The organism is Streptomyces sp. TP-A0356 (assembly GCF_001417775.1).
GTDB lineage: Bacteria > Actinomycetota > Actinomycetes > Streptomycetales > Streptomycetaceae > Streptomyces.
The window spans coordinates 40,679-53,220 of sequence record NZ_BBZJ01000029.1 but is presented as its reverse complement, the minus strand read 5'-3'; the positions used below and the strand labels follow the sequence as shown (position 1 = coordinate 53,220).

Sequence of the window (12,542 nt, the reverse complement as noted above, 5' to 3'; positions counted from 1 at the left end):
TCACACACCGAACACGAACGGCATGACGATGCCGATGAGGGCGAGGGCCTCACAGAAGGCGAAGCCCAGGATCTGGTTGGCACGGATCAGACCGGCGGCCTCGGGCTGACGGGCCAGGGCCTGGGTGCCGTTGCCGAAGATGATGCCGACGCCGACGCCGGGGCCGATGGCAGCGAGACCGTAGCCGATGGAACCGAGGGAGCCGTGGACGCCAGCGGCGAGTTCGAGGGTCGCGGACATGCCGTTACTTCCTTCTCTCTTACGGACCGGTGGGGGTTGGCCACCGGACGATCAGGGGTGGGGTGCGTGATGGGGCTCAGTGGTGCTCGGCGAGAGCGCCCTGGATGTACGAGCAGGCGAGGAGCACGAAGACGTACGCCTGGACGGCCTGCACGAAGAGCTCGAAGAGGATCATGATCACGGTCATCACGAACGAGACGCCGGCGGCCGGGATCATGTAGCTGTTCAGCAGGTACCAGGAGGCGACGGTGAACATCACCAGCATCAGGTGACCGGCGAACATGTTGGCGAACAGTCGAACCGCGTGCGTGAACGGGCGGACGAACAGGTTCGAGAAGAATTCGATGACCATGACGAGCGGCAGGACCGCGCCGAGCGTCTTGTCGTAGCCCGTGACGTTCTTGAAGAAGCCGACGAAGCCGTGGCGCTTGAACGTCAGCGAGACCCAGACGATCCAGACGATCGCGGCGAGAACCGCCGGGAAGGCGATCACCGCCGAGACCGGGAACTGGGCCAGCGGGATCACGGACCAGATGTTCATGATCCAGATGAAGAAGAACAGCGAGACCATGAACGGGACGTACTTCTCGCCCTCGCGCTTGCCGAGCGTCTCGTACACGATGCCGCGGCGCACGAAGTCGTAGCCCGCCTCGGCCACCATCTGGAGCTTGCCCGGAACCACCTTGGCGTTGCCGAAGGCCGCTCCGAAGAAGGCGATGACGACGACCGAGGTGAGAAGCGCGAGCAGCATCACCTTGTTGAACTCGAACCCGCCGATCGTCGCGATCGGCTTGAAGAGGAAGGAGTGCAGGCCCGGAGCCGGAAAGCCGCAGCCGTTGTCGGACAGGATGCGGCAGCTCCAGTCAAAGGCGAGCTGGGTCTGGTCAGCACTCACCGCGGGCTCCTTCGGCGTGACGCATGGGTACGGCAACCTCGTTGTGTCGGCGCGGCGCGCAGCCGCGGATCGGCACCGGACTGGTGATACGGATGTGGGGGCGGCTGTCGGGCATCAAGCCTCGCGATTGAGCAGGCGTCAGCTCAGCTACCCTCGCCCGCGATGCCGCAGTTGGCACCGGACGATAGCAGGAGATCTCACACGTCTTTATCCCGCCCCTACCCCTCACGACCTGGACCCTGTCTTCTCGTACTTCTCGCTCTTCTCGGAGTCCGGGTCGACGTAGAAGATCTTGGCCTTCATGTGCGCACGAGCCTGCGCCGCCATCCATACGACCGTCGCGACGACGAGCGCGATCGCGAACGCCTTCGGATTGAAGAGGGAAGTGCCCTTGAAGAGAGCCACGAAGATCAGGAGCAGCAGGAGCTGGGCGACATAGAGCATCAGTCCCATGGCCTGGAACAGATGCGGGAGCGTCTTCGCCGTCCACTGCAGGACGTACAGACCGATCCCCATGAAGAGGACGGCCAGCAGTGTGCCGACGGCCGCGCCGAGCGCCCCCTTGCCTCCCGCGACCGCACCACTGACGGCGACGGCGATCACGCCGACGGCCGCTGTGGGCGCAGCGGTCTGCAGTAGGTTCCGGGCGTCATTGGACGGCATGGCGGCAACTCCGCTTTCACAGGGGGCAGGGTGTCGTCATGGACGAGCGTAGTCCCGGGCCGAGCGGGATCCTCACGCCGAGGGACCGTCGCACTGGGGTCCTTCGGCTCTGTCCCGGGGTTCTCGTGAACCGTATCACAAACTATTTGATGCGGTCTTTACCTAGGGGTGTGCCTGCCGTCACACATGAGAGTGAACCTGCCCGTCTGTGCGGATGGAGGGTCGGCTTGTCTGGTATTAGGGCGCTTTGGAACCCCAGGATTTGGCAACGCGCTAGTCAGATTCTTACCTGTAATGTCAGCGCGAGGACTCGGTCTCGCGCCGTTCCAGGCGCGTACGACCACTGATCGCGGTGGCCCCGTTGACCCTCGGGACCCCGGCCCCGACCGGCGTGCGGTGCACACGCTCCGGCCGCCGCTCCTCCCCCGTGCCGTACGCGGCGGCCGGCACCGGCTCCACGGCCCGGCGCCGACGGCGGTAGCGGGGCGGCACGAAGGACTCGGCCCAGCGGGGAGCACGCGGCGTGAACCGCGGCAGCAGGAGCAGGATCAGACCGACCGCGCTCAGCACCACGATGCCGAGCACGATCCACATCGACGCGGAGTTCACGGAGTAGCCCAGGGCCCCGAAGGCGATGAGCGCCGACCAGAAGTACATGATCAGCACGGCCCTGCTGTGCGAGTGCCCGATCTCCAGCAGCCGGTGGTGCAGATGCCCGCGGTCCGCGGCGAACGGCGACTGGCCGCGCCAGGTGCGGCGGACGATCGCGAGGATGAGGTCCGCGGCCGGGACCGCGATGATCGTCAGCGGGAGCAGCAGCGGGATGTAGACGGGGACGGTCTGGTGGACGGTCGCGCGCACGGAGCCGGAGAACAGGTTCATCGAGTCCGGGTCCACCTGCCCGGTGATCGAGATGGCACCCGCGGCGAGCACGAGCCCGATCAGCATCGACCCCGAGTCGCCCATGAAGATCCGCGCCGGATGCATGTTGTGCGGCAGGAAGCCCAGGCACATGCCCATCAGGATGGCCGCGAACAGGGTCGCCGGGGCCGCGGGCTCCAGCCCGAAGCCGTACCAGATGCGGTAGGCGTACATGAAGAACGCGGCCGAGGCGATGCACACCATGCCGGCGGCGAGGCCGTCGAGGCCGTCGACGAAGTTGACCGCGTTGATCGTGATGACGACCAGCGCCACCGTCAGCAGGGTGCCCTGCCACTGTGTGAGCGCGACCAGGCCGACGCCCGGGACGGGCAGCCACAGGATCGTCAGACCCTGCATCACCATGACGCCCGCGGCGATCATCTGACCGCCCAGCTTGATCAGGGCGTCGATCTCGAACTTGTCGTCCAGCACGCCGATGAGCCAGATGAGCGCCGCTCCGGACAGCAGCGCACGGGGCTCGTTCGAGCTGGCGAAGACCTCGTTGAGGTTCTTGAGGTGGTCGGCGACCAGCAGGCCCGCGCACAGGCCGAAGAACATGGCGATACCGCCGAGCCGGGGAGTGGGTTCCCGGTGCACGTCACGTGCCCGGATCTCCGGCATGGCTCCGGCCACGATCGCGAACTTGCGTACCGGCCCTGTCAGCAGATACGTCACCGCGGCCGTGATGCAGAGCGTCAGCAGGTATTCACGCACGGGCTTCCCCACAGGTCTCGCTGGGCATCCTCAGCCCCACACCCTAGCTCTGCGTGCATATGGATGGGGACGAACGGGTAGCGACGATGGTTGCACGTGTGGCTGTGTACTCCGCTGTGCCTACCCCTCACCGGCCGGGATACGGCGGAAATCTGCCGGTGAGCTCCCGGACTTCTTCACGTGCCTTCCTGCCGTCCACCTCGTCGCGCAGCACGGAGGCGAACAGCCTGGCCACGTAGGCCATCTCGGTCTCGCCCATGCCCTGCGTGGTGAGTGCGGCGGTGCCCAGGCGCAGTCCGCGGGCGTCGCCGTGGGGCAGTGCACATGTGTCCAGGACCATACCGGCCGCCGCGAGCCGCCCCCGTGCGGTGCGGCCGTCGACGCCGAGCGGAGCGGGGTCGACGGTCAGCAGATGGGTGTCGGTGCCTCCGGTGGTGACCACCAGCCCCTCTTCCGCCAGTCCCGCCGCGAGCCGCCGGGCGTTGGCGACCACCTGATGGGCGTACGCGGCGAAGGCCGCGGTCGACGCCTCCCCGAACGCGACCGCCTTGGCGGCGATGCTGTGCATCTGGGCGCCGCCCTGGGTGAAGGGGAAGACGGCCCGGTCCACACGCTCGGCCAGTTCGCCGCCGCACAGGATCATGCCGCCGCGCGGGCCGCGCAGCACCTTGTGCGTGGTGGCGCAGACCACGTCGGCGTACGGCACCGGGCTGGGCGCCGCTCCCCCGGCGACGAGACCCATCGGATGAGCGGCGTCGGCGATGAGATACGCGCCCACCTCGTCGGCGACGTCCCGGAAGAAGGCGTAGTCGATGTGCCGCGGGTAGGCGATGGACCCGCACACGATCGCCTTGGGGCGGTGCGTACGGGCGAGGGCGCGCACCTGTTCGTGGTCGATGAGGCCCGACTCCGCCTCCAGTCCGTAGCCCACGAAGTCGAACCAGCGGCCCGAGAAGTTCTCGGGCGAGCCGTGCGTGAGATGGCCGCCGTGCGGCAGCCCCAGGGCGAGCACGGTGTCGCCGGGCCTGAGCAGGGCGGCGTACGCGGCGAGCATCGCGGACGACCCCGAGTGCGACTGCACATTGGCGTGCTGGGCGCCGAACAGCGCCTTGGCCCGCTCCACGGCGATGCGCTCGGCGACGTCGACGATCTCGCACCCGCCGTGGTGCCGGGCGCCGGGATACCCCTCGGCGTACTTGTTGGCGAGCGGGGACCCGAGGGCGGCCAGCACCGCCGGCGAGGTGAAGTTCTCGGCGGCGATGAGCTGGAGCGTCGTCGACTGCCGGGTGAGCTCCCCGAGGAGGATCTCGGCCAGCTCGGGGTCCTGCCGTCGCAGGACATCGGCCTCAAGGGTGTGGGGGACCGCCATGGTGGGCTCCGGGCGTCGGGAACGTACGTCCAATGTAGGCCGCGGTCCTGGGGGGCGCCCGGTATGGCGCGAGTCGTCGCACCGGGCGCAGCCGCACCCCGGCGGGGGCCTACCTGGGCGCCGCGACGCCCGTCAGGGCCGTGACCACCGGGTCCAGCGCCTGCTGGATCTCGTCCCCGATCGACCGGAAGAACGTCAGCGGCGCTCCGTACGGGTCGTACACCTCGTCCGCCTCCGCCGTCGGGGCCAGCAGCCAGCCGCGCAGCGCCGCGGCGGCACGGACCAGGGCACGGGCCCGCGCGACCACGCCGTCCTCCAGGGGCGGCAGCGTCGCGGGGTCTATGGCCCGTACGAGGCGGGTGAACTCCTTCAGGGTGAAGGTGCGCAGTCCCGCCGAGTGGCCCATGGAGATGACCTGGGCACGGTGGTCGCGCGTCGCGGTCAGGACCAGGTCGGCGCGGATGACGTGCTCGTCCAGGAGCTCCCGCCCCGTGAACCCGGATGCGTCCGCGCCGAAGTCCGCGAGGACCGCCTCGGCGTTCGCCTCCATGGGCGCGCCCTCATGGCCCCAGGTGCCCGCGCTCTCCACGATCAGCCCACCCCACAGCGGGTCACCGAGCCGGTCCGCCAGGGCATGGCGGGTCAGCCGCTCGGTGATCGGCGAGCGGCACACGTTGCCGGTGCTGACGTGAAGGATGCGGAAGGTGTCGCGGGGAGGCCCCGGTGCCACCGGGCTCCCCGCCTCGTCCCCGTTGCCTATGCCACGCCCCGCGGCAGGGGCTGTCAATTCGCCACCTCGAGGTCGGGTACGACCTTGCGCAGCTCATCGGCCGACAACGCGCCCTGGCGCAGCAGCACCGGCACCTTGCCCGTGACGTCGACGATCGAGGACGGGACGTTGCCGGGGGTCGGGCCACCGTCCAGGTAGACGGAGACCGAGTCGCCGAGCATCTCCTGCGCGGCGGCGCAGTTCTCCGGCGCCGGGTGGCCGGTCAGGTTCGCGGAGGAGACGGCCATCGGGCCGACCTCCGTCAGCAGCTCGATGGCGACCGGGTGCAGCGGCATGCGCACGGCGACGGTGCCACGGGTGTCCCCCAGGTCCCACTGCAGGGACGGCTGGTGCCTGGCGACGAGCGTGAGGGCGCCCGGCCAGAACGCGTCGACCAGCTCCCAGGCCATCTCGGAGAAGTCCGTGACGAGGCCGTGCAGGGTGTTCGGGGAGCCGATGAGGACGGGCGTGGGCATGTTGCGGCCCCGGCCCTTGGCCTGAAGCAGGTCGGCCACGGCCTCCGAGGAGAACGCGTCGGCGCCGATGCCGTACACCGTGTCGGTCGGCAGCACCACGAGCTCGCCACGGCGGACGGCGGACGCCGCCTCACGCAGACCCGTCGCCCGGTCGGTCGCGTCGTTGGTGTCGTATCGCCGTGCCATCTTCAGCTGGCCTCCTCGTACACGTACTGCTGCGGAAAGAGAGTCTGGGGGGTGCTCACGGCAGCGCCCTGCGGGCGGTCGCGAAGCGCGGGCGGTTGTTGAGGTCGGGGTGGTCGGCCGCGTCGGCCCAGCCCCGCTCCTCGGTGAAGATCCACGGCACCTGGCCGCCCTGGGTGTCGGCGTGCTCGATGACCACGACGCCGCCGGGGCGCAGCAGCCGGTGCGCGGTGCGTTCCAGGCGCCGGATGAGGTCGAGGCCGTCCTCGCCGGAGAACAGGGCCAGTTCGGGGTCGTAGTCCCGGGCCTCCGGGGCGACGTACTCCCACTCGGTCAGCGGGATGTACGGCGGGTTGGAGATCACGAGGTCGACCTGGCCGTCGAGGTCGGGGAAGGCCGTGCGGGCGTCTCCCTGGCGCAGGTCGACCCTGGATCCCTCCATGTTCTTGCGGGTCCACTGGAGGGCGTCCTCGGACAGCTCAACGGCGTGCACGCGGGAGCGCGGCACCTCCTGCGCCAGGGCGAGCGCGATGGCGCCCGAGCCGGTGCACAGATCCACGATCAGCGGTTCGACGACGTCCATCGCGCGTACGGCGTCTATGGCCCAGCCGACGACCGACTCGGTCTCCGGGCGCGGGACGAACACCCCCGGGCCGACCTGGAGTTCCAGGTACCGGAAGTAGGCGAGCCCGGTGATGTGCTGGAGCGGCTCACGCGCCTCGCGGCGGGCGATGACCTCCCAGTAGCGGGCGTCGAAGTCCGAGTCCTTCACGGAGTGCAGCTCGCCCCGCTTGACGCCGTGCACGAAGGCCGCGAGCTCTTCCGCGTCGTTGCGCGGCGAGGGGACGCCGGCGTCGGCCAGCCGCTGGGTGGCCTGGGCCACCTCCGCGAGAAGCAGGTTCACGCTGGTCCTCCGGTCTGTCTACATGCCTTACGCGGCTGCGAGCTTGGCGGCTGAGTCCGCGTCGACGCAGGCCTGGATCACCGCGTCGAGGTCGCCGTCCAGGACCTGGTCCAGGTTGTACGCCTTGAAGCCGACACGGTGGTCCGAGATGCGGTTCTCCGGGAAGTTGTACGTACGGATCTTCTCGGAGCGGTCGACGGTGCGGACCTGGCTGCGGCGGGCGTCGGCGGCCTCCTTCTCCGCCTCCTCCTGCGCCATGGCGAGCAGCCTGGAGCGCAGGATACGCATCGCCTGCTGCTTGTTCTGCAACTGGCTCTTCTCGTTCTGGCAGGAGGCGACCACCCCGGTGGGGATGTGCGTGATCCGCACCGCGGAGTCGGTCGTGTTGACGGACTGCCCGCCGGGTCCCGAGGAGCGGTAGACGTCGATGCGCAGGTCGTTCGGGTTGATCTCGACGTCGACCTCCTCCGCCTCCGGCGTGACCAGCACACCGGCCGCGGAGGTGTGGATGCGGCCCTGGGACTCCGTCGCCGGCACGCGCTGCACACGGTGCACCCCGCCCTCGTACTTCAGACGGGCCCACACGCCCTGGCCGGGCTCGGTCTGGCCGCGGGTCTTCACGGCGACCTGGACGTCCTTGTAACCGCCGAGCTCGGACTCGGTGGAGTCGATGATCTCGGTCTTCCAGCCGACGCGCTCGGCGTACCGCAGATACATGCGCAGCAGGTCGCCGGCGAACAGGGCCGACTCGTCGCCGCCCGCGCCCGCCTTGATCTCCAGGATGACGTCCTTGTCGTCGCTGGGGTCGCGCGGGACGAGCAGCAGGCGCAGCTTCTCGGTCAGCTCCTCGCGCTGCTTCTCCAGCTCCTTGACCTCGGCGGCGAAGTCCGGGTCGTCGGCGGCCAGTTCGCGCGCGGTATCGATGTCGTCGCCCGTCTGCTTCCAGGAGCGGTACGCGGCGACGATCGGGGTCAGCTCGGCGTAGCGCTTGTTGAGCTTGCGCGCGTTCGCCTGGTCCGCGTGGACCGACGGATCGGCGAGCTTCCTCTCCAGATCGGCGTGTTCACCGACCAGTTCCTCGACCGCCTCGAACATCTCCGGCTCCCATGGGATGCCCCCCGCCCGGCCGGGGCGTGGGGACGTATGTACGTCGAACAGTGGCTGCACCGCAAAGCGCCGGTCCCGGCGCCCCCGAAGACGGGAGCACCGGAGACCGGCGCTGTGGGCTCGCTACTTCTTGGCAGCGGCAGCCTTGCCGAAGCGGGCCTCGAAGCGGGCCACACGGCCACCGGTGTCGAGGATCTTCTGCTTGCCCGTGTAGAACGGGTGGCACTCGGAGCAGACCTCGGCCCGGACGGTGCCGGACTCGATCGTGCTGCGAGTGGTGAACGACGCGCCGCAGGTGCAGCTGACCTGCGTCTCGACGTACGCGGGGTGGATGTCGCGCTTCAAGGTGTCTCCTAGATTTCGGGAGGGCGCCGGGTCGCAGCCGCGGGATGCGGAGGCGTGAACCGGAGCCGACGTACCAGTCTGCCAGGACTGGCCGCATCCCCCAAAACCGGGGGCACAGGTGATCTATTCCCGGCCTCCGGTCGCCGGACTACGACGAGGTGACGACGCCCTTGGCCCCGCCCGTGACCGTGCCCTTGGTGGCGCTCGCCGGGATCGGCCTGTCGTTCTTCAGGGCGTCCCACACGAGCTGCGCCTTGGCCTTCTGCATGAGGACGCGGTTCGGGTCGGCCGGGTCGTACTCGACCGGCATCGTCACCATGTTCATGTGCGAGGAGCTGATGCCCTTGAGCCCGTTGGCGAAGGACGCCAGGTTCTTGACGGAGGCCAGGTCGGAGTCGGTGGTGACGGCCTTGGTCGCGGTGTCGGCGAGGTCGTACAGCTTGGTCGGGCTGGTCAGCACGCCGATGTCCTTGACCTGGTTGGCCAGGGCCTTGATGAAGGCCTGCTGGAGCTGGATGCGGCCGAGGTCGGAGCCGTCGCCGACGCCGTGCCGGGTGCGGACCAGGCCGAGCGACTGCTGCCCGTTGAGGGTGTGCATGCCGGCCGTCAGGTCGAGGTGGCTCTTGGTGTCGTTGATGTCCTTGGTGGTGGTCACCTTGACGCCGCCGAGGTCGTCGATCAGCTTCTGGAAGCCGGAGAAGTCCACCTCGACGTAGTGGTCCATACGGACACCGGTGATCGACTCGACGGTCTTCACGGCGCAGGCGGCCCCTCCGGTGGAGTACGCCTCGTTGAACATGGAGCGCGGCGCGGCGGTGTGCGTGACGCCCTTGGTGTCGGTGCACGCGGGGCGGTCGACCAGGGTGTCGCGCGGGATGGAGACCACACTGGCCTGCTGGTGGCCCTTGTAGAGGTGCACGATCATCGCCGTGTCCGAGCGACCGGTGCCGTCGTCGGTACCGCCGCCCAGACCCTTGTTGCTGCCGGAGCGTGTGTCGGAGCCGAGGACCAGGAGGTTCTCGGAGCCGTTGTCGACCTTCATGGGCCGGTCGGTGCCGAGGGCCTGATTGATGTCGACACCCTTGAGGTTGCCGTTGAGCTTGAAGTACAGGTAGCCGACGCCGGTGCCGCCGAGCACGACGATGCCCGCGGCGGTCCAGGCCGTGACCAGCAGGGCCTTGCGTCGCTTGCCGCCCGCCCGGCGGCGGCCGCTCGCCCCGTGGCGCGGGCCGGTCGTGGCCTCGTCGGCTATGCCGGTGTCCGGCGTGCTCTCGGCAGGCATGTGCTCCTCAGTCCTGACGGCCTGTACTGGTCCATCGTCGCTCCGTTCGGTCAGACGGAGAAACCGGAGACAGGGTTGCACGACGCAGCGTGCCCGCTGCGTGGGCCGTCATGCACACCGGGTCACCGCCTGGCGATCCGGCCCGCGCTCACCTGCGGATTCCTCCAGGGCCGCCATACCGCTCGAAACCGGCACCCTGTGGCAAAGATCTCGCACACCGCACCTCCGGCACCCACACCCGCACCTGCGGTACAAACGCACAGGGCCGCTCCCCTCTGTGAGACGGGAACGGCCCTGTGCCATGAAGACCGGCTCAGTCGCCGTTGCCCGGCGCCGGGGTCGTCTTCTGGATCTGCATCAGGAACTCGACGTTCGACTTGGTCTGCTTCATCTTGTCGAGGAGCAGCTCGATCGCCTGCTGCTGGTCGAGCGCGTGCAGCACCCGGCGCAGCTTCCAGACGATGCCGAGCTCCTCGGCACCGAGCAGGATCTCCTCCTTGCGGGTGCCGGACGCGTCCACGTCCACCGCCGGGAAGATGCGCTTGTCGGCGAGCTTCCGGTCGAGCTTGAGCTCCATGTTGCCGGTGCCCTTGAACTCCTCGAAGATCACCTCGTCCATGCGCGAGCCGGTGTCGACCAGCGCGGTGGCGAGGATCGTCAGGGAGCCGCCGTCCTCGATGTTGCGCGCGGCGCCGAAGAAGCGCTTCGGCGGGTACAGCGCGGTCGAGTCGACACCACCGGACAGGATGCGGCCGGAGGCGGGCGCGGCGAGGTTGTACGCACGGCCCAGACGCGTGATCGAGTCGAGCAGGACGACGACGTCGTGTCCCAGCTCCACCAGGCGCTTGGCGCGCTCGATGGCCAGCTCGGCGACCGTGGTGTGGTCCTCGGCCGGGCGGTCGAAGGTCGAGGAGATGACCTCGCCCTTGACCGACCGCTGCATGTCGGTGACCTCTTCCGGACGCTCGTCGACGAGGACGACCATCAGATGGCACTCGGGGTTGTTGTGCGTGATCGCGTTGGCGATCGCCTGCATGATCATGGTCTTGCCGGTCTTCGGCGGGGCCACGATCAGACCGCGCTGGCCCTTGCCGATCGGCGACACCAGGTCGATGATGCGGGTGGTCAGCACGCCCGGGTCGGTCTCCAGGCGCAGCCGGTCCTGCGGGTACAGCGGGGTCAGCTTGTTGAACTCCGGGCGGCCACGGCCGTGTTCGGGCGCCATGCCGTTGACGGAGTCCAGGCGGACCAGCGCGTTGAACTTCTCGCGGCGCTCGCCGTCCTTCGGCTGGCGGACCGCGCCGGTGACGTGGTCACCCTTGCGCAGGCCGTTCTTGCGGACCTGGGCCAGGGAGACGTACACGTCGTTCGGGCCCGGCAGGTAACCCGACGTACGGATGAAGGCGTAGTTGTCGAGGATGTCCAGGATGCCCGCGACCGGGATCAGGACGTCGTCCTCGGCGAGCTGCGGCTCGGCGACGTCGTCGCGGCCACGGCGGCCACGGCGGTCGCGGTAGCGGCCGCGACGGCCCCGGCGGCCGCCCTCGAAGTCGTCGTCGTCCTGGCGCTCCTGGCGGTCCTGACGGCCGCCGCCCTGCTGCTGGCTCTGCTGCTGCTGGCGCTGCTGGCCGCCCTGGCCCTGCTGCTGGTCGTCGCCCTTGCCGCGGCGGTCGCGGTCGCGCTCGCGGCCACGCTCGCGGCGGTCGCGGCGGCGGCCCTCGCCGCCCTCACCGGCGTCGCCCTGCGGCTGGGCCTGCTGGGCGGGCGTCTCGGCCTTCGGCTCGCTCGTCGCCTCGGCGGCGACCGTCTCGGGGCTGCCGGCCTCGGCGGTGGCGCGGCGCCGGCGGCGCTCGGCCGGGACGTCGTCACCGGCTCCCTGGCCGGGGATCTCGATCTGCTGCGGGGCAGCGGGCTGCTCGGCGGGCCTGTCGGCCTTGGACTCGGCCGCAGCGGCGTCGTCGCCGGTGCGGGTCCGGGAGGTGGCCCGGCGCTTCGGCTTGGCCTCGGTGGCGGCATCGGCCTTGGCGGCCGTGGCGTCGCCTCCCGCAGAGCCCGAGAGGGCCTGGGAGGTACCCCCAGCCTGCGCCTCCTTGATGACCTCGATCAGCTGGCTCTTGCGCATGCGCGCGGTGCCCCTGATACCGAGGCCGGATGCGACCTGCTGCAGCTCGGCCAGCACCATGCCCTCGAGGCCGGTACCGCGGCGCCGCCGGGAGCCGGCACCGGTGGCAGGCGCGGAGGCGTCCGTGGCGGGCGCGGCAGCGGTCTCCTCGACACGTGCGCCCATCAGATCGGTGGTGTCGCTCACGAAGGGTCCTTCCCTGGAGCGGACGTCGGCCTGTCTGGCTCGGCGACCGGTTGTGCTGTCCGGCTTCGGTCCCGTCTGTGTGGACCGTGCCGGGGCGGTGGTCCGCCAAAGCGGCGGAAGAGATATCTGGTGATGGCGCTTCCCAGAGCCGTGGCACTCGGTTTTGTGTCACGCGGCTCGGTCACGCCGATTCCGGAGCGTGCTCGGCAATCCGCTCAGTGTCCACGTACCACGTACTGCTCAGGTACGGGATACGAAACACAGTGCGGCTTGGGAGGCTCCCGGAAGAATGGTTGTCCCGGACGGGGACATGAAGCACCTCGCCATGGCGGGGTCGGGTGCAGACTTGAGGTTAACACTACCGGA

12 protein-coding genes are annotated in these 12,542 nt (G+C 69.5%); all 12 read right to left on the bottom strand.

Annotated features, from left to right (window positions below; all coding sequences use genetic code 11):
• Positions 1-240, bottom strand: a complete 240-nt coding sequence (locus tag ASC56_RS30490) for an ATP synthase subunit C (protein WP_055494818.1) — start codon at positions 238-240, stop codon at positions 1-3.
• 76 nt (positions 241-316) lie between these two features.
• Positions 317-1,087 (bottom strand): F0F1 ATP synthase subunit A, encoded by a 771-nt coding sequence (gene atpB / locus ASC56_RS30485; protein WP_055494892.1) that lies wholly within the window; start codon positions 1,085-1,087, stop codon positions 317-319.
• A 273-nt stretch (positions 1,088-1,360) separates the two neighbouring features.
• Positions 1,361-1,798: a hypothetical protein gene (locus tag ASC56_RS30480; RefSeq protein ID WP_055494817.1), complete on the bottom strand. Its 438-nt coding sequence runs from the start codon at positions 1,796-1,798 to the stop codon at positions 1,361-1,363.
• A gap of 297 nt (positions 1,799-2,095) precedes the next feature.
• A complete protein-coding gene (locus ASC56_RS30475) occupies positions 2,096-3,433 on the bottom strand; it encodes an MraY family glycosyltransferase (protein WP_055494891.1) in 1,338 nt (445 codons plus the stop codon).
• Positions 3,434-3,560: 127 nt separating this feature from the next.
• Positions 3,561-4,802 carry a serine hydroxymethyltransferase gene (gene glyA, locus ASC56_RS30470; RefSeq protein WP_055494816.1) on the bottom strand — a complete coding sequence of 414 codons (1,242 nt, stop codon included), beginning with the start codon at positions 4,800-4,802 and terminating at the stop codon, positions 3,561-3,563.
• A 109-nt stretch (positions 4,803-4,911) separates the two neighbouring features.
• Positions 4,912-5,589 (bottom strand): protein-tyrosine-phosphatase, encoded by a 678-nt coding sequence (locus tag ASC56_RS30465; RefSeq protein ID WP_055494815.1) that lies wholly within the window; start codon positions 5,587-5,589, stop codon positions 4,912-4,914.
• On the bottom strand, positions 5,586-6,233 hold the full coding sequence (locus tag ASC56_RS30460) for an L-threonylcarbamoyladenylate synthase (RefSeq protein WP_055494814.1): 648 nt from the start codon (positions 6,231-6,233) through the stop codon (positions 5,586-5,588). Before ASC56_RS30460 ends, ASC56_RS30465 begins: the two co-directional genes overlap by 4 nt.
• Positions 6,234-6,288: 55 nt before the next feature.
• Positions 6,289-7,134: a peptide chain release factor N(5)-glutamine methyltransferase gene (gene prmC / locus ASC56_RS30455; protein ID WP_055494813.1), complete on the bottom strand. Its 846-nt coding sequence runs from the start codon at positions 7,132-7,134 to the stop codon at positions 6,289-6,291.
• 27 nt (positions 7,135-7,161) lie between these two features.
• A complete protein-coding gene (gene prfA, locus ASC56_RS30450; RefSeq protein WP_055494812.1) occupies positions 7,162-8,229 on the bottom strand; it encodes a peptide chain release factor 1 in 1,068 nt (355 codons plus the stop codon).
• 135 nt (positions 8,230-8,364) lie between these two features.
• Entirely contained in the window at positions 8,365-8,586 is a 222-nt protein-coding gene (rpmE, locus tag ASC56_RS30445) for a 50S ribosomal protein L31 (RefSeq protein ID WP_043443887.1), read from the bottom strand.
• A 148-nt stretch (positions 8,587-8,734) separates the two neighbouring features.
• Positions 8,735-9,868 carry an LCP family protein gene (locus ASC56_RS30440; RefSeq protein WP_055494811.1) on the bottom strand — a complete coding sequence of 378 codons (1,134 nt, stop codon included), beginning with the start codon at positions 9,866-9,868 and terminating at the stop codon, positions 8,735-8,737.
• A gap of 313 nt (positions 9,869-10,181) precedes the next feature.
• Positions 10,182-12,176, bottom strand: a complete 1,995-nt coding sequence (rho, locus tag ASC56_RS30435; RefSeq protein ID WP_055494810.1) for a transcription termination factor Rho — start codon at positions 12,174-12,176, stop codon at positions 10,182-10,184.
• Positions 12,177-12,542 lie beyond the last annotated feature (366 nt).

What these genes read in the sequence shown, in the direction of transcription:
- ASC56_RS30460 (WP_055494814.1), bottom strand. Translation starts at nt 6,233, where the DNA reads ATGGCACGGCGATACGACACCAACGACGCGACCGACCGGGCGACGGGT.
- ASC56_RS30490 (WP_055494818.1), bottom strand. Translation starts at nt 240, where the DNA reads ATGTCCGCGACCCTCGAACTCGCCGCTGGCGTCCACGGCTCCCTCGGT.
- prfA (WP_055494812.1), bottom strand. Translation starts at nt 8,229, where the DNA reads ATGTTCGAGGCGGTCGAGGAACTGGTCGGTGAACACGCCGATCTGGAG.
- glyA (WP_055494816.1), bottom strand. Translation starts at nt 4,802, where the DNA reads ATGGCGGTCCCCCACACCCTTGAGGCCGATGTCCTGCGACGGCAGGAC.
- ASC56_RS30440 (WP_055494811.1), bottom strand. Translation starts at nt 9,868, where the DNA reads ATGCCTGCCGAGAGCACGCCGGACACCGGCATAGCCGACGAGGCCACG.
- ASC56_RS30480 (WP_055494817.1), bottom strand. Translation starts at nt 1,798, where the DNA reads ATGCCGTCCAATGACGCCCGGAACCTACTGCAGACCGCTGCGCCCACA.